The 21,677-nt window shown below is 66.2% G+C and carries 21 protein-coding genes and 1 pseudogene; 11 read left to right on the forward strand and 11 right to left on the reverse strand.

From position 1 onward, the window contains the following. Nucleotides 1–859, reverse strand: an 859-nt coding sequence (locus tag CVM52_RS14675; RefSeq protein WP_100163236.1) for a DUF6456 domain-containing protein, incomplete at its 3' end; no start/stop codon positions are given. Nucleotides 860–1,096: 237 nt separating this feature from the next. On the opposite strand from CVM52_RS14675, the gene CVM52_RS14680 reads away from it, so the two are divergent. Then, a complete protein-coding gene (locus CVM52_RS14680) occupies nucleotides 1,097–1,393 on the forward strand; it encodes a DUF6477 family protein (RefSeq protein ID WP_100163256.1) in 297 nt (98 codons plus the stop codon). 6 nt (nucleotides 1,394–1,399) lie between these two features. Here CVM52_RS14680 and CVM52_RS14685 read toward each other — a convergent pair whose 3' ends face one another. Continuing rightward, the gene (locus CVM52_RS14685) at nucleotides 1,400–2,947 is read right to left on the reverse strand and encodes a trimethylamine methyltransferase family protein (RefSeq protein ID WP_100163237.1); all 1,548 of its coding nucleotides are present in this window, start codon (nucleotides 2,945–2,947) and stop codon (nucleotides 1,400–1,402) included. 223 nt (nucleotides 2,948–3,170) lie between these two features. Here CVM52_RS14685 and CVM52_RS14690 point away from each other — a divergent pair, with 223 nt between their 5' ends. From CVM52_RS14690 to CVM52_RS14710, 5 genes are read left to right on the forward strand one after another with little or no spacing between them, the layout of a single operon-like run. Further along, the gene (locus CVM52_RS14690) at nucleotides 3,171–3,860 is read left to right on the forward strand and encodes a DUF2270 domain-containing protein (RefSeq protein WP_100163238.1); all 690 of its coding nucleotides are present in this window, start codon (nucleotides 3,171–3,173) and stop codon (nucleotides 3,858–3,860) included. 39 nt (nucleotides 3,861–3,899) lie between these two features. Then, nucleotides 3,900–5,462 carry a glutamine-hydrolyzing GMP synthase gene (gene guaA, locus CVM52_RS14695; RefSeq protein WP_100163239.1) on the forward strand — a complete coding sequence of 521 codons (1,563 nt, stop codon included), beginning with the start codon at nucleotides 3,900–3,902 and terminating at the stop codon, nucleotides 5,460–5,462. Continuing rightward, complete coding sequence (locus CVM52_RS14700) at nucleotides 5,459–6,364, forward strand: DMT family transporter (protein WP_100163240.1); 906 nt, start codon at nucleotides 5,459–5,461, stop codon at nucleotides 6,362–6,364. The genes guaA and CVM52_RS14700 overlap by 4 nt, the downstream gene beginning before the upstream one ends. Nucleotides 6,365–6,391: 27 nt before the next feature. Then, nucleotides 6,392–7,324 carry a DMT family transporter gene (locus CVM52_RS14705; RefSeq protein ID WP_100163241.1) on the forward strand — a complete coding sequence of 311 codons (933 nt, stop codon included), beginning with the start codon at nucleotides 6,392–6,394 and terminating at the stop codon, nucleotides 7,322–7,324. 26 nt (nucleotides 7,325–7,350) lie between these two features. Continuing rightward, complete coding sequence (locus tag CVM52_RS14710; RefSeq protein ID WP_100163242.1) at nucleotides 7,351–8,217, forward strand: ATPase; 867 nt, start codon at nucleotides 7,351–7,353, stop codon at nucleotides 8,215–8,217. A 52-nt stretch (nucleotides 8,218–8,269) separates the two neighbouring features. Here the strand turns inward: CVM52_RS14710 and CVM52_RS14715 are convergent, their stop codons facing one another. After that, nucleotides 8,270–8,866 carry a hypothetical protein gene (locus CVM52_RS14715; RefSeq protein ID WP_100163243.1) on the reverse strand — a complete coding sequence of 199 codons (597 nt, stop codon included), beginning with the start codon at nucleotides 8,864–8,866 and terminating at the stop codon, nucleotides 8,270–8,272. 160 nt (nucleotides 8,867–9,026) lie between these two features. Here CVM52_RS14715 and CVM52_RS14720 point away from each other — a divergent pair, with 160 nt between their 5' ends. The 3 genes from CVM52_RS14720 (at nucleotide 9,027) to CVM52_RS14730 (ending at nucleotide 11,516) form a co-directional block, all read left to right on the forward strand. Beyond that, a complete protein-coding gene (locus tag CVM52_RS14720; protein ID WP_100163244.1) occupies nucleotides 9,027–9,950 on the forward strand; it encodes a homoserine O-succinyltransferase in 924 nt (307 codons plus the stop codon). A gap of 86 nt (nucleotides 9,951–10,036) precedes the next feature. After that, nucleotides 10,037–10,906, forward strand: a complete 870-nt coding sequence (gene ppk2, locus CVM52_RS14725) for a polyphosphate kinase 2 (protein ID WP_100163245.1) — start codon at nucleotides 10,037–10,039, stop codon at nucleotides 10,904–10,906. Next, on the forward strand, nucleotides 10,899–11,516 hold the full coding sequence (locus tag CVM52_RS14730; protein WP_100163246.1) for a TetR/AcrR family transcriptional regulator: 618 nt from the start codon (nucleotides 10,899–10,901) through the stop codon (nucleotides 11,514–11,516). The genes ppk2 and CVM52_RS14730 overlap by 8 nt, the downstream gene beginning before the upstream one ends. Nucleotides 11,517–11,518: 2 nt before the next feature. Here CVM52_RS14730 and CVM52_RS14735 read toward each other — a convergent pair whose 3' ends face one another. After that, complete coding sequence (locus CVM52_RS14735) at nucleotides 11,519–12,103, reverse strand: HNH endonuclease (protein WP_100163247.1); 585 nt, start codon at nucleotides 12,101–12,103, stop codon at nucleotides 11,519–11,521. A 277-nt stretch (nucleotides 12,104–12,380) separates the two neighbouring features. On the opposite strand from CVM52_RS14735, the gene CVM52_RS14740 reads away from it, so the two are divergent. Together CVM52_RS14740 and CVM52_RS14745 are read left to right on the forward strand one after the other, a co-directional pair. Then, nucleotides 12,381–12,926, forward strand: coding sequence for a pseudouridine synthase (locus CVM52_RS14740; RefSeq protein ID WP_100163248.1), 546 nt, complete (start codon nucleotides 12,381–12,383; stop codon nucleotides 12,924–12,926). A gap of 195 nt (nucleotides 12,927–13,121) precedes the next feature. Then, complete coding sequence (locus CVM52_RS14745; protein WP_100163249.1) at nucleotides 13,122–14,315, forward strand: MFS transporter; 1,194 nt, start codon at nucleotides 13,122–13,124, stop codon at nucleotides 14,313–14,315. Between the two features lie 116 nt (nucleotides 14,316–14,431). Here CVM52_RS14745 and cysE read toward each other — a convergent pair whose 3' ends face one another. The 7 genes and pseudogenes from cysE to CVM52_RS27740 all read right to left on the reverse strand — a co-directional run. After that, the gene (gene cysE, locus CVM52_RS14750) at nucleotides 14,432–15,244 is read right to left on the reverse strand and encodes a serine O-acetyltransferase (RefSeq protein WP_100163250.1); all 813 of its coding nucleotides are present in this window, start codon (nucleotides 15,242–15,244) and stop codon (nucleotides 14,432–14,434) included. Between the two features lie 115 nt (nucleotides 15,245–15,359). Continuing rightward, a complete protein-coding gene (locus tag CVM52_RS14755) occupies nucleotides 15,360–15,638 on the reverse strand; it encodes a DUF7742 family protein (RefSeq protein WP_100163251.1) in 279 nt (92 codons plus the stop codon). 1 nt (nucleotide 15,639) lies between these two features. Further along, nucleotides 15,640–19,560 carry a baseplate multidomain protein megatron gene (locus tag CVM52_RS14760; RefSeq protein ID WP_100163252.1) on the reverse strand — a complete coding sequence of 1,307 codons (3,921 nt, stop codon included), beginning with the start codon at nucleotides 19,558–19,560 and terminating at the stop codon, nucleotides 15,640–15,642. A gap of 12 nt (nucleotides 19,561–19,572) precedes the next feature. After that, complete coding sequence (locus CVM52_RS14765; protein ID WP_100163253.1) at nucleotides 19,573–19,995, reverse strand: NlpC/P60 family protein; 423 nt, start codon at nucleotides 19,993–19,995, stop codon at nucleotides 19,573–19,575. Further along, on the reverse strand, nucleotides 19,992–20,876 hold the full coding sequence (locus CVM52_RS14770; protein WP_100163254.1) for a phage/gene transfer agent baseplate hub protein: 885 nt from the start codon (nucleotides 20,874–20,876) through the stop codon (nucleotides 19,992–19,994). Before CVM52_RS14770 ends, CVM52_RS14765 begins: the two co-directional genes overlap by 4 nt. After that, on the reverse strand, nucleotides 20,876–21,508 hold the full coding sequence (locus CVM52_RS14775) for a DUF2460 domain-containing protein (RefSeq protein ID WP_100163255.1): 633 nt from the start codon (nucleotides 21,506–21,508) through the stop codon (nucleotides 20,876–20,878). The genes CVM52_RS14770 and CVM52_RS14775 overlap by 1 nt, the downstream gene beginning before the upstream one ends. A gap of 12 nt (nucleotides 21,509–21,520) precedes the next feature. Then, nucleotides 21,521–21,677, reverse strand: a pseudogene (locus CVM52_RS27740) (phage tail tape measure protein); the annotation flags it as partial.

Genomic DNA, 21,677 nt, shown 5'->3' on the forward strand with positions numbered 1-21,677 from the left:
TCTGGCCGCGGCGCGGGCCCATCTGCGCCAGTTCGAAATCCTCGCGCAGCCGCTCGCCGGCCCCCACCAGCGCCGGGCTGAGGAATGGCCGGCCGTCGCGATCCTTGCGGCGGGCCAGCGCCACCAGCGGGCTTTCCGCCATCGAATAGCGCACCCGGCGCTGCGGGCTGCCGGCTTCCTGCCCGTCATGGCCTGCGATGTCGCGGGAACCGCGCGGCGCCGGGGCCGCGAGACCGATTTCCTGTGCGTTGCGCAACCGGTTTTCCTGCTCGGCCAGCAGCCGGCTCAGCGCCGCCCGCCCGGCCGAGGTGATGTGATAGCGGCTGATGCGGCCCGGCATGGCGCAGGAAATCCAGTCGCGCAGCGCCAGAACGCGGGCGACCTCGGTATCGACCACGGCGGTGCGGGTGCCACGGCCATCGTCATCCCCCCGCATCACCACCGCTTTTTCCATATCCTCGGCCACGGCCAGCACCGCGCCGGCTTCGCATAGGCGGCGCAGGATGCGCACCGCCTGCTCGTCAAAACTGGCGGGATCGCCGGCATCTGCCTCGGGTTTGAGTTCGGCTGTGGTCATTGTCGGCTCCTTGCATCTGGCCTGTGGGAAACATGGCGGGCGGGCGCGCCGCGAGTCGCGCTGGAAGAAGGTTTCGGCCAGCCCGGCCAACGCCGCATCCACCAAGAGATCGTCGCGCCGCACCTCGACCCGGCGGATCTGGCGCAGCACGGTGGAGGCGTGGCACCCCGAGGCCCGTGCCAGATCCCGGATCGAAAGCCCCGCCTCGGTATGCAGCAGGTACCGCCGCACATTGGCCGGCACCCACGGGGGCAAAAACAGGTCTGGAAGTTCAACATTCATACCCTGTCCGCAGCGGCAACCGCCGGTTTTCCCTCACTAAATTCACCATTTGTTAACCATAACCTAGGAACGAAGAAGTTACCTGAGGGTTAACAAATGCTCGCGTGGGGAGAGGATGCGGGGCATTGAATAACTTGAACTAAATCCTGCGCACGCTGATCCAGCGCTTTCCGCAACACCCGCCAAAGCTGTGCAATTGATGGGGCTCGACCCTCGTCATTGAAGGAGATTGGCACGATGCAGGACCTTAGCAGCTTGCTGCATGCCCTGTCCCGGCCCCGGCTGTTGATCCGGGCGGCGCGGATCGGCGCGCGCGACTATTCCCGCAACCGCCACCTGCGGCGGCTGCTGCACTGCGAGACGGTGCCGCGCCCCGGCGCGGCCCTGGTTCAACTGGTCGAGTTGGAGCGCGTGCAGAACGACCTGCGCCGCAACCGCGACGCGGGCTATTCGCTGCCCCGGCACCTGGACATCCTGATCGCGATGATCGGCGAGAGGCAGCTTCTGACCTCGGTCACGCCCCTGCCCGATTAGACCAGGTCAGGTGAAGGCATCGGGCATCGAGGCTTTCTTGTCGGCGATATAGCGGTCCAGTGCCTCGGCAATGCCGGGATCCAGCGCCGGCTGCTGATAGCGCTCCAACAGCTGGCTGACCCGCTGCGCCGCCAGCGCCTGGGTGTCGCGGGCGCCGTCCTCCTCCCAGGTCTCGAAGGGCTTGTAGTCCAGCATCTCGGTCCGCCAGAAGGCGGATTGGAAATTCGCCTGGGTATGGGCGCAGCCCAGATAATGGCCACCGGGCCCGACCTCGGCCAGGGCATCCATCGCCTGGTCATTCGCCTCCACCCCGACGCCCTGGGCCAGCTTGTGCAGCACGCCCAACTGGTCGGCATCAAGGACGAATTTTTCAAAGCTGGATACCAGGCCGCCTTCCAGCCAGCCGCAGGCATGCAGCATGAAATTGACCCCGCCCAGCAGTGCGGCGTTCAGCGTATGCGCCGATTCATAGGCCGCCTGCGCATCGGGCAGTTTCGAGCCGCAGAGCGCCCCGCCGGACCGGAACGGCAGGTTCATCCGCCGCGCCAGTTGCCCGGCGCCATAGAGGATCTGGCTGGCCTCGGGGGTGCCGAAGGTGGGCGCGCCGGAATTCATGTCGATCGAGGTGACGAAGGCGCCGAAGATCACCGGGGCGCCGGGGCGCACCAGCTGGTTATAGGCGATCCCGGCCAGCACCTCGGCCAGCACCTGGGTCAGCGTGCCGGCCACCGAGACCGGCGCCATCGCGCCACCGACGATGAAGGGCGACAGGATCACCGCCTGGTTGTTGCGGGCATAGACCTCCATCGCGCCCATCATCACATCGTCGAAGGTCATCGGCGAGTTGACGTTGATCAGCGAGGTCATCACCGTGTTGTCCTGCACGAAGTCTGCGCCGAACAGGATGTTGCACATATCCACGCTGTCCTGCGCGCGCGACGGGTCGGTGACCGAGCCCATGAAGGGCTTGTCCGACAGCGTCATATGCGCGTGCAGCATGTCCAGGTGGCGCTTGTTCACCGGGATGTCGGTGGGTTCGCAGACGGTGCCGCCGGAATGGTGCAGCCATTTCGACATATAGCCCAGCTTCACGAAGTTGCGGAAATCCTCCATCACCGCATAGCGGCGGCCACCGGCGGCATCGCGTACAAAGGGCGGCCCGTAGACCGGGGCGCAGACCAGGTTCTTGCCGCCGATCACCACGTTTTTCGCCGGGTTGCGGGCGTGCTGGACATAGCTGGAGGGCGCGGTGGCGCAAAGCTGGCGCGCCAGACCGCGCGGGATGCGCACCCGTTCGCCATCGACATCGGCGCCGGCGTCGCGCCACAGTTTCAGCGCGCCGGGGTTGTTGACGAAATTCACCCCGATTTCGGCCAATACGGTTTCGGCATTGGCCTCGATGATCTCCAGCGCCTCGGCGGTCAGGATTTCGAAATTGGGGATGTTCCGCTCGATATATTTGGCGGTTTCGATCTTGACGGCGGTGCGCTCGGCCCGGCGCGCCGCGCCGCCGCCATGCCTGCTTCGCCGTGCCGGTGTCGGCGCATTTTCCATAACGTTCATTCTCCGCCCCTACGGCCCCATCCGAGGAATATAGCCCCCGTCATACAATGCGATTTCACCGCGCAAAGGGCGATTAGCGGCGCGTCAGGGGGGAATGCGACACCGCCGGTGGCCGGCGGCCCCAGCTTCCGCGCCAACCGCCTGATTCACCGTTTCTTTGACCTGCGTCGCGGTGCGGTGCAGAATGATGGGAAAGGGAGGACTGGCGGTGGCAATGACCAGCAGCGCCGAGAGTGTCGAGGAGCGTAAGACGCTGACCTCGCCCGAGATTACCGCGGTGGCGCATCTCTACCGCGGCGAGGTCTATCGCAGCACCACCTGGCGCACCCGGCTGGACACCACCACCAACTGGTCGGTGGTGACGCTGGGCGTGGCACTGTCGATCTCGTTTTCCTCGCCCGAAGCTTCGCCCTTGCCGCTGGTGCTGGTCGGGGTGCTGATCCTGCTGTTCCTGATGCTGGAAGCGCGGCGCTATCGCTATTTCAACGTCTGGCGGGCGCGCTGCCGCTGGCTGGAAACCTATTTCTACGCGCCGATGCTGGACGAGGGCGACCTGCATCTGGAACAGTGCTGGCAGAAGACGCTGGCAGAGGATTACCTGCGGCCGCGTTATCACGTCGGTTTTGTCACCGCGGTGGGGCGGCGCATCCGCAGCAATTATCTGTGGATCCTGCTGATCCAGACGCTGGCCTATGCCGGGAAACTGGCGGTGCACCCGACCCCGGTGGAACATTGGCAACAGGCGGTGGAACGGGCCGATGTCGGGCCGGTCCCCGGCGAGGCGCTGTTTATCGGCGGCATCTTTTACGTGGCCAGCTGGACCGGGCTGGCGATCTGGTCCTACCGCCAAGATGCCAAGCGCGCGGCCCAGCGCGGGCGGCCGCGGTCGGACTCGATGGGATAGGGCCTTGCCTCTGCGCAGCGCCGCGCCTAAAGGCAAAGCATGACAAACCGCGCCCATGACCGCCTTCTCATCATCGATTTCGGCAGCCAGGTGACCCAGCTGATCGCGCGCCGTCTGCGCGAGCTGGGCGTCTATTGCGAGATCCATCCCTATCAGAACGTGACCGATGCCTTCCTGTCCGAATTCGCCCCCAAAGCGGTGATTTTCTCGGGCGGTCCGGCCTCGGTCTTTGCCGAGGGCGCCCCGCGCCCGCCGGAAAGCGTCTATGCGCTGGGGGTGCCGATCCTGGGCATCTGCTATGGCCAGCAGGTGATGATGCAGATGCTGGGCGGCCATGTCGAACGCGGCCACGGCACCGCCGAATTCGGCCGCGCGTTTGTCACCCCGGCGGCGGAAAAACTGCCGCTGCTTGAGGGCTGGTTCGCCGAAGATCGCGAACAGGTATGGATGAGCCATGGCGACCATGTCTCGAAAATCGCGCCCGGATTCCGGGTCTACGGCACCTCGCCCAACGCGCCTTTCGCGATCACCGGCGACCCTGCGCGCAACTTCTACGCGGTGCAGTTCCATCCCGAAGTGCACCACACACCGAACGGCGCGCGGCTGTATGAGAATTTTGTCAAGCTGGCCGGGTTCACCGGCGACTGGACCATGGGCGCCTATCGCGACGAGGCGATCAAGAAGATCCGCCAGCAAGTGGGCGACAAGAAGGTCATCTGCGGGTTGTCCGGCGGCGTTGACAGCTCGGTCGCGGCGGTGCTGATCCACGAGGCGATCGGCGACCAGCTGACCTGCGTCTTTGTCGATCACGGGCTGCTGCGGCTGAACGAGGCCGACGAGGTGGTCAGCATGTTCCGCGACAACTATAATATCCCGCTGATCCACGCCGATGAATCCGAGCTGTTCCTGGGTGAGCTTGACGGCGTAAGCGACCCGGAAACCAAGCGGAAAATCATTGGCCGGCTGTTTATCGACGTGTTCCAGAAACACGCCAATGCCATCGAGGGCGCCGAGTTCCTGGCCCAGGGCACGCTATACCCGGATGTGATCGAAAGCGTCAGCTTTTCCGGCGGCCCCTCGGTGACGATCAAGAGCCATCACAATGTCGGCGGCCTGCCCGAGAAGATGGGCCTGAAACTGGTCGAGCCGCTGCGCGAGCTGTTTAAGGACGAGGTGCGCGCGCTGGGCCGCGAACTGGGCCTGCCCGACAGTTTCATCGGCCGCCACCCCTTCCCCGGTCCCGGCCTGGCGATCCGCTGCCCCGGCGAGATCACCCGCGACAAGCTGGAGATCCTGCGCAAGGCCGACGCGGTCTATATCGACCAGATCCGCAAACATGGGCTGTATGACGAGATCTGGCAGGCCTTCGTGGCCATCCTGCCGGTGCGCACCGTTGGCGTCATGGGGGACGGGCGAACCTATGATTACGCCTGTGCGCTGCGCGCGGTCACCAGCGTCGATGGCATGACGGCGGATTACTATCCGTTCAGCCATGATTTCCTGGGCGAAACCGCAACCCGGATCATCAACGAGGTGCAGGGCATCAACCGGGTGACCTATGACGTCACTTCGAAGCCGCCCGGCACGATCGAGTGGGAATGACACAGGCCCCCAACGGCATCGATACACCAGGCCTCAGCCCGACCTTCAAGGCGGCGCTTTGGATGACCGGGACCATTGTCTCCTTCTCGTCGATGGCTGTGGCCGGGCGCGAGGTGAGCTATGCGCTCGATACCTTTGAAATCATGATGTATCGCAGCCTGATCGGGCTGCTGATCGTCGCCTTGGTGCTGACCGTGACGGGACGTTGGCAGGTGGTGCGCCACCGGCTGATCGGCCAGCATGTGATCCGCAACCTGGCGCATTTCACCGGGCAGAACCTGTGGCTGTTCGCGGTCACGGCGATCCCGCTGGCGCAGGTCTTTGCACTGGAATTCACCTCGCCGCTCTGGGTTCTGATCCTGTCGCCGCTGCTGCTGGGTGAACGGCTGACGCGCAACCGGGCGCTGTGCGCCCTGGCCGGGTTCATCGGCATCCTGATCGTCGCCCGCCCCAGCCCGTCGACCCTGGAGATTGGCCTGCTGGCCGCCGCCAGCGCCGCGCTGTTCTTTGCCTTGACCAATATCCTGACCAAGCGGCTGACACGGCATGAAACCATCGGCGGCATCATCTTCTGGCTGACCGCGCTGCAGCTGATCATGGGAATCGTTGCCGCCGGATGGGACGGTGATATCGCGCTGCCCGGATTGGCCGAACTGCCCTTCGTCGTGGTCATCGCGTTGGGTGGGCTGACCGCGCATTTCTGCCTGACCAATGCGCTGGCCATCGCCCCGGCCACCGTGGTGATGCCGTTCGACTTTGTCCGCCTGCCCGCCATCGCGGTGATCGGCATGCTGCTGTATGGCGAGCCGCTGGACATCTGGATCTTTGTCGGCGGCGTGGTGATCTTCGGCGCGATCTACATGAACATCCTGGCCGAAACCCGCAGGAACCGGGTCGTCTAAACCCGGCTTTGCCGGCTAAATGCGGTCATGACTCCTCAGCGAACCCTTTCCCGCCGCGCCTGGGCCGAGCTGTTGCTGCTGGCGCTGATCTGGGGCTGCTCGTTCCTGAGCATCCGCATCGCCCTGAACGAGGTGCCGGTGGTCACCGCCGTGCTGCACCGCACCTTCTGGGCAATGCTGGTGCTGTGGGCGGCGGTCTGGTGGCTGCGGCTGCCGATACCGCGCGATCCGCGCCTGTGGGCCGCCTTCCTGGTGATGGGGCTGCTGAACAACGTGATCCCGTTCGGCCTGATGGCCTGGGGCCAACTGCATGTCGAAACCGGCCTGACCTCGATCCTGAACGCGGCGACCGCGATTTTCGGTGTGGTCGTCGCGGCGCTGGTGTTTCCCGACGAACGGCTGAGCGCGCACCGTGTGCTGGGCGTGGCGCTGGGCTTTCTCGGGGTGATCCTGGCCATCGGTCCCGAGGCGCTGACCGGGTTCGACCTGCGCTCGGCGGCGCAGCTGGCGATCCTGGGCGGCACGCTCAGCTATGGGCTGGCCGCCAGCTGGGCCCGGCTGCGGCTGGGGCACCTGCCGCCGCAGGTGGCGGCGGCGGGGATGCTGACCGGATCGACCGTGATCTTGCTGCCCGCCGCGCTGATCATCGACGGGCCGGTCCAGTTTGCGCTGCAACCGGTCACCTGGGTCGCCATCGCCTATTTCGCGCTGTTCGCGACGGCCGGCGCCTATCTGCTGTATTATCGCGTGTTGGCCATGGCCGGCAGCGGCAACCTGTTGCTGGTGACGCTGATCATCCCGCCGGTTGCGGTGATCGCCGGGGCGCTGGTGCTGAACGAACGGCTGCATGCCACCGCCTATCTGGGCTTTGCGCTGCTGGCGCTGGGACTGTTGACGCTGAACGGCACTTTGCGCTGGCGGCGCAAGCGCGCGATTGACCCTGCCCGCCCGGCTGATTAGCAAAGGAAAAAATTGCGGGGCTGGCCATGCTTTATTCGAGCGCGCAGAAATGGCGTGATGCGGCACAACGCCGGGTGCTGTTTTTCGGCATGTCGGGACTGGGCAAGACCTATGTCTCGAACATCCTGCGCGAAAGCGGCAGCTGGTTTCACTATTCCATCGATTACCGCATCGGCACCCGCTATATGGGCGAATACATCGCCGACAATGCCAAGGTCGAGGCGATGAAGGTGCCGTTCCTGCGCGACCTGCTGCTGTCCGATTCGATCTATATCGGCTCGAACATCACCTTTCAGAATCTGACCCCGGTGGCAGCCTATCTGGGCAAACCCGGCAACCCGGACCAGGGCGGCCTGCAGATCGAGGAATATCGCCGGCGCCAGGAACAGTTCCGCCAGGCCGAGATCTACGCCTTGCTCGATACCTCCTACTTCATCGACCGGGCCAAGCGGCTGTATGGCTATCCGCATTTCATCTGTGACACTGGCGGGTCGATCTGCGAATGGGTCGACCCGGCCCATCCCTCTGACCCGGTGCTAAGCGATCTTGCCAACCATGCGCTGATGGTCTGGATCAAGGGCGACGAGGCACATACCCAGGAACTGGTGCGCCGTTTCGACAAGGCGCCGAAACCGATGGCCTATCAGCCGGCGTTCCTGAACCAGGTCTGGCACGAATACCTCGAGGAAAACGCGCTGTCGGAGGACAAGGTCGATCCCGACAGCTTTATCCGCTGGACCTATGCGCGGGCGCTGGCCCATCGCCAGCCGCGTTACGAGGCGATGGCAAAATGGGGCGTAACGGTCACCGCCGACGAGGTGGCGGCGGTCCAGTCCGAAGCGGATTTTGTCGAACTGATCGCGGCGGCGCTGGACCGGCGGTCTGCCGGGTAAACGCGTCAGGGCCTTGGCCCGAAGGTCCCGATGCGGGGGCCGGGACAGGCGGCTATTGGAAACAGGCGTAAACCGTGTTGTGGATCGCCGCCCAGGCGCCGTTCAGGCTGAGATCCATCACATGCGCTCCGCCGCCATCGAGGATGCGCAGCGTGCCGCCCTGCCCCAGCGCTGCCAGAAACGGCGAGCGCGGCGGCATGTTCAACGTCAACTCGCCCCGGCTGCGGTCGAAGGACAGCTGGTATTCCAAACCGCCGATCTGAAAGCGAAAAGGTCCTCCGGCGTTCTGCACCCCGAACAGCGCCAGATAGCTCAGCCCGTGCGGCGTGCACATGTAGTACAGGCTGCGCCCGCTGCCATCCTGGGCGACGATCCCGGCATAGCGGCTGAACCCGTCGGTGGCGACGCCGGTGCTCCAGGCCGGAGCGGCCGGCGCCGGTGGCGCCGCCTGCGCGCCGCCATAGGGCTGGCCGGGCGGGGTTTCAGGATAGGCCGAGCACAGCCGCTCGACACATTGATGATAGCGCGGATCGGTCGCGCCGGAGGAATCCGCCAGGCAGCGCCAGATACAGCGCTGCAGCGCCATCGGGTCTTCCTGCGCCGCCGCCGGAAGTGCCAGCAGGATAAGAAAGAGGAACGCGCGCCCCATATTTTGCCTCCGACGCCAGACTGTAAGGTGAAATATCTGCCGGATTCCGATGCATTACCAGTCTTTTGAACCGGTCGGCCCGGCCACCCGGCGCCCACCTCTTGGCTTCCGGACCGTCCCGGACTATCTACGGCATTCCATCAGGCAAGATACCTTACCCATGCCCATCAAGATCCCCGAAGACCTGCCCGCATATGACGTTCTGACCCGAGAAGGCGTGATGGTCATGTCCGAGGACCAGGCGGCGCGGCAGGATATCCGACCGCTGCGCATCGGGCTGCTGAACCTGATGCCGAAGAAGATCCAGACCGAGATCCAGTTCTCGCGGCTGATCGGCGCGACGCCGCTGCAGATCGAGCTGTCGCTGATCCGGATGAGCGAGCACGAGACCAAGACCACCGCCGCCGAACATATGGAGAGCTTTTACCGGCCGTTCTCCGAGGTGCAGGACACCGGGGAAAAGTTCGACGGGCTGATCATCACCGGTGCCCCGATCGAGCATCTGCCGTTCTCGGAGGTGACCTATTGGGACGAGCTGACCCGCGTCTTCGACTGGACCCAGACGCATGTGCATTCCACCTTCGGCGTCTGCTGGGGCGGCATGGCGATGATCAACTATTTCCACGGCGTGCCCAAACACCTGCTGCCGGCCAAATTGTTCGGAATCTATCCGCTGAAGAATCTCGACCGGACCTCGCATTACCTGCGCGGCTTTTCCGATGCCTGCACCATCCCGGTGTCGCGCTGGACCGAGATCCGGCAGGAGGATCTGGACAAGGTCGAGGGGCTGACCACGCTGCTGGCGGACGGGGCCACCGGGCCCTGCCTGGTCGAGGATGCGGCGCATCGGGCGCTCTATATCTTCAACCATTTCGAATATGACAGCGATACGCTGAAACAGGAATATGACCGCGACGTCGCATCGGGCGAAAAGATCGCGGTGCCGTTGAACTATTATCCCGACAACGATCCGGGCCAGCCGCCGACAAACCGCTGGCGCAGCCACGCGCATCTGCTCTATGGCAACTGGATCAACCAGATCTACCAGTCCACCCCCTTCGACCAGGATGATATCGGTCGTTAGCGCCCTCGCGTCACCCGCGCCCGGAATTGCGTTAACCCGATTAACATCCCATATTCGTCCTATCGAAGGTTTTGAGGACAGCGATCATGGATCTTCCATTCGACGGCGCGATTTCCGCGTTTTTCAAGGATGAGGCCCCGGCCGAGATCCGCAACGCGATCAAGCGCGCCGAGAAGGGCGAGATCCTGAATCCGAATTATCCGCATTCCGAGCGCCTGGCCCGGAAGGTCTATGAAAAGGATCTGCACAACCTGCAGATCGAGCTGGCCAAGCTGCAGGCGGCGATGCAGGAGAGCGGCGAACGCATCGTCATCGTGTTCGAAGGTCGCGACGCTGCCGGAAAAGGTGGCACGATCAAACGGTTCCGCGAAAACCTTAACCCACGCAGCGCGCGGGTGGTGGCGTTGCCGAAACCCACCGAAACCGAACGCGGCCAGTGGTATTTCCAGCGCTATGTCGACCATCTGCCAACGGCCGGGGAAATGGCGTTTTTTGATCGCAGCTGGTACAACCGCGGCGTGGTGGAAAAGGTCTTCGGCTTCTGCAGCGACGCCGAGCGCGAACGCTTCTTCCACCAGGTGATCCCGTTCGAGGCGGCGCTGGTCGATGACGGGATCAGGCTGTTCAAGTTCTGGCTGAACGTGGGGCGGGCCGAACAGCTGCGCCGCTTTCTGGACCGGGAAAGCGATCCGCTGAAACAATGGAAACTCAGCCGCATCGATGTCGAGGGGCTGCGCAAATGGGACGCCTATACCGCCGCCATCCAGGAAACGCTGGAGCGCACCCATATCGCCACCGCGCCCTGGACCGTCCTGCGCTCGGATGACAAGCGCCGTGCCCGGCTGAACGCCATCCGCAGCGTGCTGCACACGATCGACTACGCCCGCAAGGACGAGAAGAAGATCGGCAAGATCGACCGCCAGATCTGCGGTGGTCCGGACATCTGGGATGCGTAAGCGTGGTTATCACCATGGCAATCTGAAACAGGCCCTGGTCGATGCGGCGCTGAAGCTGATCGAGGAGAAGGGCCCGACCGGCTTTACCCTGTCCGAAGCGGCCAAGCAGGCGGGCGTGACCCCGGCCGCGGTCTATCGCCATTTCGAAGGCCGCGAGGACCTGATCGCCGAGGCGGCGCGGCAGGGCTATGAGATCTTCGCCGACCTGATGCAATATGCCTATGACAAAGGCCAGCCGTCGTCGCTGGCCGCGTTCGAGGCCACCGGGCGCGCCTATCTGGCCTTCGCGCGCAAGCATCCCGGCCATTACATCGCCATGTTCGAAAGCGGCATTTCGGTCAACCGGACGCCGGAACTGGCAGCGGTGGCACAGCGGGCCCGGAACGTGCTGGAACGCGCCGCCAGCGATCTGAGCCAGCGCATCCCGCCGGAAAAACGGCCGCCGCCGTCGATGTTCTCGGCCCATGTCTGGGCGCTGAGCCACGGGGTGGTGGAGCTGTTCGCGCGCAATTCGCCCGGCACCCAAAGCCCGTTCCCGCCCGAACAGCTGCTGGAAAGCGGGATCGGTGTCTATCTGCGCGGGCTGGGCCTGATCGCGCCGGACGACTAGGCTCAGGCCTCCAGCTCGGCGTCCCAGTACAGGAAGTCGATCCAGCTGTCATGCAGATGGTTCGGCGGGAACTTGCGCCCCATGTTGCGCAGCTCTTCCGAGGCGGGCCGGCGCGGCGGCTTCCTCAATGACATGCCAGCGCGGCGCAGCGACTTCGACCCTTTCTTCAGGTTGCAGGGCGAACAGGCGGCCACCACGTTTTCCCAGCTGGTGCGCCCGCCGGACGCGCGCGGCACCACGTGATCGAAGGTCAGATCGCCCTTGGCGCCGCAATACTGGCAGCGGAATTCGTCCCTCAGAAAAAGATTGAAGCGCGTGAAGGCCACGCGCTTCTGAGGTTTTACGTAATCTTTCAGGACCACCACGCTGGGGATCCTGATGGCGGTACTGGGACTCCTGACCACCTCGTCATATTCGGCGACGATGTCGACGCGGTCCAGCCAGGCGGCCTTGATCGCGTCCTGCCAGGTCCAGAGTGACAGGGGATAGTAGGACAGCGGTCGGTAATCGGCATTCAGCACAAGCGCCGGATGCTGTTTCAGTGCCGCCGGTTCGCGTACGAACTCTGTCCTGAACTCGCCTTGCATTCCCTTTGCAACTCCCTCGGCCTTCGGGTCATCCCGGGCTCCAGGCCGTGAGTCCCTGCCTGTCTGCCTTGGGACTTAATTCAACTATATCTCGTGGCTGAAAACTGGCAAGCGCAGAATGACCACTACATGTCGCCTATTGACTATCGTGATTGAATGACAGGCAAATGACAGTTTTCCACAAGATTGCGAAATGATGCAGGCGCGCGCGAAGTCAATATCCGCAGGCACAACGCGCCACGGTTTTCCTGGCGCCCGCGATGCTTTACCAAGCGGCATGGCCCGGCTGATCCGCTTCAACAAACCCTATGGCACCCTGCCCCAGTTCACCGATGGCGACGGGCGGCAAACGCTGGCCGACTGGATCGACCTGCCCGGCGTCTATCCTGCCGGGCGGCTGGACCGCGACAGCGAGGGGCTGATGCTGCTGACCGATGACGGCCGCCTGCAGGCCCGCATCGCCGATCCGCGCCACAAGCTGGCCAAGACCTATTGGGTGCAGGTCGAAGGCACACCCGAGGACGCGGCGCTGGCGGCGCTGCGCAAAGGGGTCGACCTGAAGGATGGCCGCACCCGTCCGGCCAAGGCGCGGCGCATCGCCGAGCCGGCCGGCCTGTGGCCGCGCACGCCGCCGATCCGGGTGCGCAAATCGGTGCCCGATTGCTGGATTGAACTGGTGCTGACCGAGGGCCGCAACCGCCAGGTGCGGCGCATGACCGCCGCGGTGGGCCACCCCACCCTGCGGCTGATCCGCTGCCGCATCGGCACCTGGTCGCTCGACGGGCTGGCGCCCGGTCAGTGGGAACAGGTGGCGCCGGGGTAAGCGGAAAGGCGGTGGTCCCGGATCGGGGTCCGGGACAGCGATACGCCCGCCCCCGGTTCCTGGGCAAGCTATGCGGCGCCGGCATGGCGACCTTGCAATCCGCACCCTTGTGACGCCGCTAACTTGGCGTAATCTCACGGTTGATACGCCCGGGCACGCCTGTACCCGGGCGTTGCTTGAGCAATCGGAGACATCATGATCCTTCAAGACCGTCAGGACATGCTGACGATCCTGTCGCTGGCATTGGGCGCCTTTGCCATCGGGGTGGCGGAATTCGCGGCGATGGGGCTGTTGCCCTATTATGCCGCCGGGCTTGGCGTGACCGAGCCCGAGGCCGGGCATGCGGTCAGCGCCTATGCCATCGGCGTTGTCGTCGGTGCGCCGGTGGTCGCGGTGCTGAGCGCCTGGATCGAGCGCAAGCGCCTGCTGCTTGGGCTGATGGTGGTGTTCGGGCTGGCCTGCCTGTTCTCGGCCCTGGCGCCCAGCCTGGAAACGCTGGTGATCGCGCGCTTCCTCGCCGGGCTGCCGCACGGCACCTATCTGGGCATCTCGATGCTGTTCGCCGCCGAGCTGTCGCCGGGGCGCGGCGCCGCGGGCGTGGCCAAGGTGCTGGCCGGGCTGACCGTGGCCAATGTGATCGGCGTGCCGCTGGCCGGTGCCGTCGGGCAGGCGTTTGGCTGGCGCTGGTGTTTCGTCATCGTGGCGCTGTTGGCGCTGGCGACGGTGGTGATGATCTGGCGCATTGCGCCGGCCTCGGCGCGTCCGCGCGGGGTGAACCCGCTGCGCGAACTGGGGGCGCTGGCCAACCGGGCGGTCTGGCTGACCCTGATGATCAGCGCCATCGGCTTCGGCGCGGTCTTCGCCGTCTATGCCTATCTGTCGGCGGCGATGATCGACGCCGCCAATGCCCCGGCCTGGAGCATTCCGCTGGCGCTGTCGGCCTTTGGCATCGGCGCCACGCTGGGCAGTTTCCTGGCCGGGCGCCTTGCCACTTGGTCGCATTTCGGCGGCGCGCTGGTGCTGCTGGTCGGGATGGCGCTGGCGTCGTTGCTTTACACCGCCGTGGTGGGCGACTGGATGCTGATGACCGGGGCGATCCTGCTGCTGGGGCTGACCACCGGGCTGGTGATTCCGCTGCAGATGCGGCTGATCGAGGTGGCAGGCGACGCGCAGACGCTGGCGGCGGCGCTGAACCACGCCGCCTTCAACGCCGCCAACGCGCTGGGCCCCTTCCTTGCCGGCCTGGCACTGACCGCGGGCCATGGCTGGGGCGTGACCGGCCAGGTCGGCGCGGCGCTGGCGGTGGGGGGCATGGTGGCGCTGGGTCTGGCCTGGATCGACAGCCGGCGCAGCCTGCGGCTGCGCCCGGCGCTTGAAGCCGGCTGTTGAGCGGCTTCACGGTTCAGGGCCGCCGTTGATCAGACCGGGCCAGGCGGTTCGGGCAAAAAAACCGCAAACACCGCGCCGGGGCAGAATAAGATTTCCCCCGTGCGCGCGCCGGACGCTCAGCCGCCCGAGCTCTGAATCAGCTGGTCCATGTTGACCGAGGGCTGGGCGCATCCCGCCTCGCCGACGATCTTGGCCGGCACCCCGGCGACGGTGGAACAGGGCGGCACCTCTTGCAGCACCACCGAACCGGCGGCGACCCGGCTGCAATGGCCGACCTTGATATTGCCGAGGATCTTCGCCCCGGCGCCGATCAGCACGCCGTCGCCGATTTTGGGGTGGCGGTCCTGTTCTTCCTTGCCGGTGCCGCCCAGTGTCACCGAATGCAGCATCGACACGTTGTCGCCCACCACGGCGGTTTCGCCGATCACGATGGAATGGGCGTGGTCGATCATCAGCCCCTTGCCGATCCGGGCATTGGGGTGGATGTCGATACCGAAGATCTCGGATATCCGCATCTGGAAAAAATAGGCCAGGTCGTGCTGGCCGTTCTGCCACAGCCAGTGGCCGACGCGATAGGCCTGGGTGGCCTGGTAGCCCTTGAAATACAGAACCGGCTGCAACAACCGGTGGCAGGCCGGGTCGCGTTCAAAAACCGCCACCAGGTCGGCGCGGGCCGCCTCGACCAGTTCCGGTGCCTCGGCGTAGGCCTCGTCGGCGATCTCGCGCAGGATCACCATCGGCATTTCGTTCGAGGCCAGCTTGGCCGCGATGCGATAGGACAGCGCCCGTTCCAGCGATTTGTGATGCAGAATGCAGGCATGAACCAGGCCGCCCATCAGCGGCTCTTTCCCAACCGCCTCGCGTGCCTCTTCGGTGATCCGGTCCCAGACCGGGTCCACCGGTTTGATCTTGGGTCGTGTCTCGGCCATGTCGCTCCATCCTTTACTGGCACCTAGCATAGGCATCTAGGGATGCAAAAACCAAACGCAAACCTGTGATGGGCAGGATTTCGAACCGGAATGCAACGGCGTGGCCTGTTCCGGCTCAGGCACGCTGCCGCAAACAGCGCAACACCAGTTCGAAACAGGCGCAATACTCGGGATCGTCAAAGCCCGGCTCGGCGCTGAGGCGCCGCCGCCGCGCCGCCGACATCAGCGATCCGTTGCCCCATCGCGGATGCGGCTTGCAATAGTGTCGGCGGTGGCGGTCGGCCGCCATCGCCTCGCCGATCATCTGACGGCAGAGGCTGTCGCGCAGGTCGGGCGCGGTGCCCAGCAATACCCGCGCGGCGCTGCTGACATCGCCGTAAAGCACCGGCCGCATGTCAGAGCGGCAGACCCGACCGCGCCGCCGGCCCCGGCCCGAATCGCGCCGAGATCTGCGCCACCTCGATTTCGGCCCCCGCCGTCACGCCATCCGCCGCCTGCAAGGCTGCCGGATAGGTCCAATGCGGCGTGCCGACGGTCAATTCGCGCAGTACGCTGCCGCCCTGCAGGATGCGCAGCCGGTAGGATTCGCGCTCCTCGCCCAGCGGCACCTCGGCCAGGTCCCAGTTGTCGCCATCGATGCGGGTGCGCCGGATCCAGCCGACCACCAGGTCGCCGCCCGACACCGCCACCTGCAAGTGACAGGGCGCATAGGGGCGCAGGCCGATGCCGGCGAAAGCCTCGACCAGATGGGTATAGGACGGGTCGTCCACCGGTCGCCCCGCCGGGCCGATCCGGTAATGCCGGGCGATGCCGCGCTGGGCGCTGGCCAGCTCGATCTGCTCGGGCGCACCGTCCAGCAGCACCAGCCACGACCCTTCGGGCCAAAGCTCGGGCATCACCCCGTCGCTGCCCAGCTGGCCGCGCAGCCGGCGGCTTAGCCAATAGGTATCGGGCGCGATCAGCTGGGCCTCCTGGAACTGGAACAGCTCCCAGTTGCCGGGGCTGCCATCGCCGATGGCGACCAGGTTGGCCCCGTTCAGCACCGCGTCGCGCGGGCGGCTTTCCAGCGCCCCGGCGATCAGCTTGACCTGCAGCGCCGCGCCCTCGTCCCAGCGCCCCGCCGGCGCGACGGCCAGCGGCGTCTGGGTCACGCCGATGGTGGCGCGCGCCGCAAACAGCCGGTTCAGCGCATAGCTGTCATCGCTGGCCGAGGCATAGAGCGCGACATTGCCGGGCCAGGGCTGCGCCGTCAGCGCCAGGTGCGGCGCATGTGGCACCTCGTCGCCGGTGATCAGCGGCAGGTCCAGGAACAGCGACAGCACCGGCACCGGCGGCGTAAAAACGCTCTGCGGCGGCGCGTCCTCGGCCATCTCCGTGGGGGCGTAAAGACCGGGTTCGATCCGCACCGCCTCGACCAGTTGCGACTCGGTCTGCTCCACACGGTCGATCCGGTAGAGCCCCGGCCCCTCGCCGCCATCGCCCGGCAATTCCACCACATCGCCAGCGCCAAGCTCCAGCCGCGATGGCGGCAGCGCGAAACGCAGCCTGTCGCGCGCCACCCGCGCCTCGGCCAGCCAGCGTTCGACCACCTGCCGCGCCTCGGGCCGGGTCAGCGACAGGGCGAGGTCGTTGGTGGTCACCGCATGGGTCGCGTCATCGGGCAGCACCGCCTCTTCGGCGGCGATGGCGTGATCGGCACCGGACTGGACAAAGCGCAGCCGCACGCGGCCGGTCATCTCGGCCTCGGCGCCGCGCTGCTGTTCGGTCAGCCCGTCCAGGTCATCGCTGACCACCAGGCGCTGAAGGTCCAGCGCCTGCGGCTCCGCCCCCTGCCGCAGCCGGAACTGCAACAGCCCGTCGCGCTCGATCGCGTCGAAGCCATAGCGCAGCATCAGCGGTTGCAGCGCCGCGCGCGCCTCCGCCACATTCTCCACCCCATAGCCGCGCACCACGCCGTCCAGCGCCTCGACATCCAGCGCGGTCACCCCGGCGCGGTGGCAGATCTCTTCCACCACCGAGCGCAGGGTGCGTGCCCCGACGCGCCCGTTCAGCCAGTGGCCATGGCCATGGTTGCCGCCATCCCCCCAGAGGTCGCGATTGTTGGGAAAGGCCGGGTAAGGCCGCGTGTCCCAGGCCCAGACATGGGCGCGAGACAGGTCGATCATCGGGCCGCCATAGATCTCTGACACCGGGTTGTTGGCCGGATCGCCCCAATAGCCCAGCACCGCGCGCAGGTACTGGCCCTGGATAAAGTCGTCGCGCAAGCCGTTGGAATATTTGGGCAGGCTGGATTCGGATGATTTCGGATCGAGAAACTTGTTGGGCTGGTTGGTGCCCTTGTCGACGGCGGCGCAGCCCAGTTCGGTAAACCAGATCGGTTTCGATTGCGGCTGCCAGGCGGTGGGGCTGGCCTGCCGCATCCCGCCGATCCGCTCGTGATGGCGATGGTCCCACCAGTTGCGGATGTCCTTGTAGCGCCAGATCCAGGGCTCGTCATGGGCGCCATCGGCAATCGGCGTGCGGATCTGCGCCGCCGCGGCCTCGGCGGAATGGTAATACCAGTCATAGCCCTCGCCGCCTTCAACATTGGCGCGCAAGTAGTTGATATCATAAATGCGCTTCCAGCCGGCCTGCGCATCGGCATGGTCATCGCCTTCGCGCCAGTCGGACAGCGGCATGTAATTGTCGATGCCGATGAAATCGATGTTGTCATCGGCCCAGAGCGGGTCGAGATGGAAATACCGGTCGCCGCTGCCATCGGGCGGCTGATAGCCGAAATATTCCGACCAGTCGGCGGCATAGCTGATCTGCACCTCCGGGCCCAGCAGCGCCCGCACCTCGCCCGCCAGATCGCGCAGCGCCTGCACCGCCGGGAAGCCTGTCGCGCCACGGATCTGGGTCAGCCCGCGCAGTTCCGAGCCGATGCAGAAGGAAGACACGCCGCCCGCCGCCGCACAGAGCGCGGCGTAGTGCAGGATGAACCGCCGCAGCCCCCATTCCTCGGGCCCGGAATAGGTGACCGTGCCATCGCCCAAGACAAAATCCGCCGCCGCCGCGGTGCCGAAAAACGCCGCCACCTCGGCATCGGCCGCCGCCGTCCCGTCCGGGCTGGCCGGCTGGCCCGGCGCGGCGGACAGGGTGATGCGCCCGCGCCAGGGCAGATGCGGCTGGCTGGTTGCGCCGGTCCACGGATCGGGCAGCGTGTTGCCGTGCTGCTGGTCCATCAGGATGAAGGGATAGAACATCACCGCCTGGCCCGCGGCGTTCAGGTGGCGGATCGCCTCGACCACCGCCGCATCCGCCGGGGTGCCGCCATAGATCACCCGCCCGTCCTGTTGCGCGATCACCGGCGCAGCGGCACGGGACTGCCCGGCAACCGTCCAGGGCATCGAGCCATCAAAGGCGGCCTCCTCGACCTTGGGCCGCAGGTCGCAATGGCCGCAACGCAGATCCCCGCCGAACCAGGACACCACCAGCGATACCGCGTTGCAGGACGGCAGTTCGTCCTGCAACGCGCTGATCGAGGTGACAAAATCGGTCTGCCCCGACGGCGCGTTCAGGTTGGCGGCCCAGGCCTGGCCCGGACCACCGCTGTAATAGACCGGCGAGGTCGCCAGCGCATATTCGCCGGTGCCGGGGATCAGCGCGACACCCTTCACCAGCTGCGCCAGGTCTTCGTCGTAAGTGGCTGATGTGGCTGGTTCCTGCCGCACCACCTCGAAAGAGAACTGCGGCACCCGGTTGCCGAACCGCGCCAGCGCCAGATCCTCCATCACCACGTAGGCGGTGCCGCGATAGGCCGGCACCATGCCGGGGCCTTCGATCGCCTCGATCACCGGATCGGGCAACTGATCGGCGCCGCCCTTGTAGACCTGCATGTTCAGATCACCCGGTGCCACCTCTTCCCCGTCGGCCCAGACCCGGCCGACGGCAGCGATCTCGCCTTCGCAGAGCGCGATGGCCAGCGACACCGAATAGCTGTAACGCGTGGTCGGTGGCTGCGGCGTGCCCTTGCCGCCGCCCGTGGTGGTGGCGGTCTCCTGAAAGCGCGAGGCCCAGATCACCTGCCCGCCCACCCGCATCCGGCCATAGACCTGCGCAATCGGCGCACCGTCGCCCGCCCCGGTCAGCCGGAAGCGTTCGACGCGGCCGGTTTCCACCGGGTCCGAGCCGGCGCCCAGCAGCCGTTCGTCGATGGCCCGGCCCAGCGTCGCGCCCACCGCGCGGCCGATCACCGCCGACGACAGGCCGGCAACCGAACCGCCCACAGCGCCGCCAATCGCGGCCCCGGCAGCAGAAAGCAAGATCGTCGCCATCGGGGTACCTCCTCAGGGAAATTCGAACGCGGCCACGATGCGCCGCCGCCACGGTGCGCTGAGCGGGCTTTCCACCACGCCATGGTCGCCATAGGCGTGGACAAAACCGCCGCCGGTGGCGATGCCCAGATGCTTGGCCACCGCCCTGGCGCGCATCCGGAACAGCAGGACATCGCCCGCCCGCGCCATAGGCACCGGACGTTCGGCCAGATGCCGGGCGGCGGCGGCCCACAGCGCCTCGTTCCGCTGCGGCTCGGACCAGTCGCGGGAATAGGCGGGCGGCACTTCCGGCTCGGCCCCGTACAGCGCGCGCCAGACGCCGCGGATCAGGCCCAGGCAATCGGTTCCCGCGCCCCGGACCGAGGCCTGGTGCCGATAGGGCGTGCCGATCCAGCCGCGTGCGATATCGACGATATGATCGGCCCGCGCGCTCACCGTCTGCTGCCTCCGGTATTGATGCCGCCCTGCCGGGGCACGGCCACCATCCAGTCTTCGCCCGGAATGTCAGGGAATCCCTGAAAGTTGATGAAATTGTTGAATTTCAGCCGACAGGTTTCCATTCGCCTGTCACATCCCGCCTGCAGCCTCACCATGTCCCCCCCGGTGACGGAACCGCGCAGCGGCTCCCACAGGTCGATGCAACGCCCGTCCCCGGCGCGGTCGTGTTTGATCATGCCCCACAGCCCCGCCGCCGCGCCGGTCAGCACCGTCAGCCGCCCGCGGGCAAACCAGCCGGGGGCAAAGCCGGGCAGATCCTGCCAGCGGAAGGCCTGCGCGCCCTCGACCTCGGCCACCGCCAATTCCAGCGCATAACCCGGCGCGGAAAGGTCGAACCGGCAGGCGGCATCGCCCAGAACCGCCGTACACGGTTTCTGGTACACCCGGCCCAAGGGCCGGTTCAGCGCCTCGGTCAGCCCGCGCAGCTCGGCCCGGAAGGCACCACCGCTGCGGGTGATCTCGCCCAGCGTGCCGCGAAATTGCAGCCAGCGCAGCGCCGGGTCGGCCCAGTTGACCAGCCAGGCGCGTATCTCGGCGCCGTCGAAACGGCCGGCCTCGATCTCCTCGTCGCGGATCGCCGCCGCGCTCAGCGCGCCCAGCGCCTCGGTGTTGTCCACCGACAGGCCGGTGCTCTGCTGTACCGCCAGCGCCGTCAGCCCGGTATCGGCGCGAAAGGTGATGCCGTCGAAGGTCAGGTCGCAATCATGATCGGTAAAGCCGTATTGCACCCCATCGGCACGCGTCACCGCCCAGCAGCGGGCCAATGTGGTCGGCCCGCCGCGCAGATGCGCAAGAAAATCCTCGGACGGACCCGCCATCACACCCGCACCTCGACCACCGGCACATTCGGCGCATCGCCGGCCTGGAAGCTGGCCACGCTGGTTTGGATGCGGTCGGTGTCGAACCGCACCGGCACGTCGAATTCGAACCCTGCCAGCACTTCGGCCCCGACGGGCGGCGGCTGGGTGAAGGTGACGATGCCGGTGGTCACATCGACGGCGTAATCCACGCCCTCCTGCAGCTCGTCCTGCTCGACGCCGAGGCGCACGGTGCCCGCAACCGGCTTGGCAATCGGGCGGGCATAGGAAAACGCGCCCGAGCGATATTGCTTGACCAGCGGAAACACGATTGCCGCGCCATCCGCCGTGGCGATCACCTGGTCGCGAAAGTCCGGCTCGGCCGCCGCCGGGCAGGTCTTGTAATCGGACCAGTCCTTCCAGCGAAAGCCATAAAGCTGCCCGCGCCGCGCTTCGAAAAACGAAATCAGCGTCTGGATATCGTCCAGCGACCGCATCCCCAGCCCGGCGTCATAGCGGCGGCGCGCATGGGCCCAGGGCGTGTTGCGTTCCTCGAACCCATTGGCCAGCGTCACCACATCGGTGCGCCGCTCGGGCCCGCCGATCGAGCCAAAGCTCAGGCTGGCGGGAAATCTCACCTCGTGAAAACTCATACGCCTCTCCGGTCAGCGGTTGCGGTGGCCGCGCGCCAGGGCGCGGCCCATCTGCGCGGCGATCTGGCCCTGGCTGCGGCGAAAGCCCTGCACATCGGGGGTGGTGATGTTCATCACCACATTCACCGCGCCGCCGCCGCCGCCGCGCACCCCCAGCCGCCCGTCCGGG

Source organism: Pseudooceanicola lipolyticus, from assembly GCF_002786325.1.
Lineage (GTDB): Bacteria > Pseudomonadota > Alphaproteobacteria > Rhodobacterales > Rhodobacteraceae > Pseudooceanicola_C > Pseudooceanicola_C lipolyticus.

Coding starts and splice junctions, on each gene's coding strand:
- CVM52_RS14680 (WP_100163256.1), top strand. CDS start 1,097: ATGCAGGACCTTAGCAGCTTGCTGCATGCCCTGTCCCGGCCCCGGCTG.
- CVM52_RS14685 (WP_100163237.1), bottom strand. CDS start 2,947: ATGGAAAATGCGCCGACACCGGCACGGCGAAGCAGGCATGGCGGCGGC.
- CVM52_RS14690 (WP_100163238.1), top strand. CDS start 3,171: ATGACCAGCAGCGCCGAGAGTGTCGAGGAGCGTAAGACGCTGACCTCG.
- guaA (WP_100163239.1), top strand. CDS start 3,900: ATGACAAACCGCGCCCATGACCGCCTTCTCATCATCGATTTCGGCAGC.
- CVM52_RS14700 (WP_100163240.1), top strand. CDS start 5,459: ATGACACAGGCCCCCAACGGCATCGATACACCAGGCCTCAGCCCGACC.
- CVM52_RS14705 (WP_100163241.1), top strand. CDS start 6,392: ATGACTCCTCAGCGAACCCTTTCCCGCCGCGCCTGGGCCGAGCTGTTG.
- CVM52_RS14710 (WP_100163242.1), top strand. CDS start 7,351: ATGCTTTATTCGAGCGCGCAGAAATGGCGTGATGCGGCACAACGCCGG.
- CVM52_RS14715 (WP_100163243.1), bottom strand. CDS start 8,866: ATGGGGCGCGCGTTCCTCTTTCTTATCCTGCTGGCACTTCCGGCGGCG.
- CVM52_RS14720 (WP_100163244.1), top strand. CDS start 9,027: ATGCCCATCAAGATCCCCGAAGACCTGCCCGCATATGACGTTCTGACC.
- ppk2 (WP_100163245.1), top strand. CDS start 10,037: ATGGATCTTCCATTCGACGGCGCGATTTCCGCGTTTTTCAAGGATGAG.
- CVM52_RS14730 (WP_100163246.1), top strand. CDS start 10,899: ATGCGTAAGCGTGGTTATCACCATGGCAATCTGAAACAGGCCCTGGTC.
- CVM52_RS14735 (WP_100163247.1), bottom strand. CDS start 12,103: ATGCAAGGCGAGTTCAGGACAGAGTTCGTACGCGAACCGGCGGCACTG.
- CVM52_RS14740 (WP_100163248.1), top strand. CDS start 12,381: ATGGCCCGGCTGATCCGCTTCAACAAACCCTATGGCACCCTGCCCCAG.
- CVM52_RS14745 (WP_100163249.1), top strand. CDS start 13,122: ATGATCCTTCAAGACCGTCAGGACATGCTGACGATCCTGTCGCTGGCA.
- cysE (WP_100163250.1), bottom strand. CDS start 15,244: ATGGCCGAGACACGACCCAAGATCAAACCGGTGGACCCGGTCTGGGAC.
- CVM52_RS14755 (WP_100163251.1), bottom strand. CDS start 15,638: ATGCGGCCGGTGCTTTACGGCGATGTCAGCAGCGCCGCGCGGGTATTG.
- CVM52_RS14760 (WP_100163252.1), bottom strand. CDS start 19,560: ATGGCGACGATCTTGCTTTCTGCTGCCGGGGCCGCGATTGGCGGCGCT.
- CVM52_RS14770 (WP_100163254.1), bottom strand. CDS start 20,876: ATGGCGGGTCCGTCCGAGGATTTTCTTGCGCATCTGCGCGGCGGGCCG.
- CVM52_RS14775 (WP_100163255.1), bottom strand. CDS start 21,508: ATGAGTTTTCACGAGGTGAGATTTCCCGCCAGCCTGAGCTTTGGCTCG.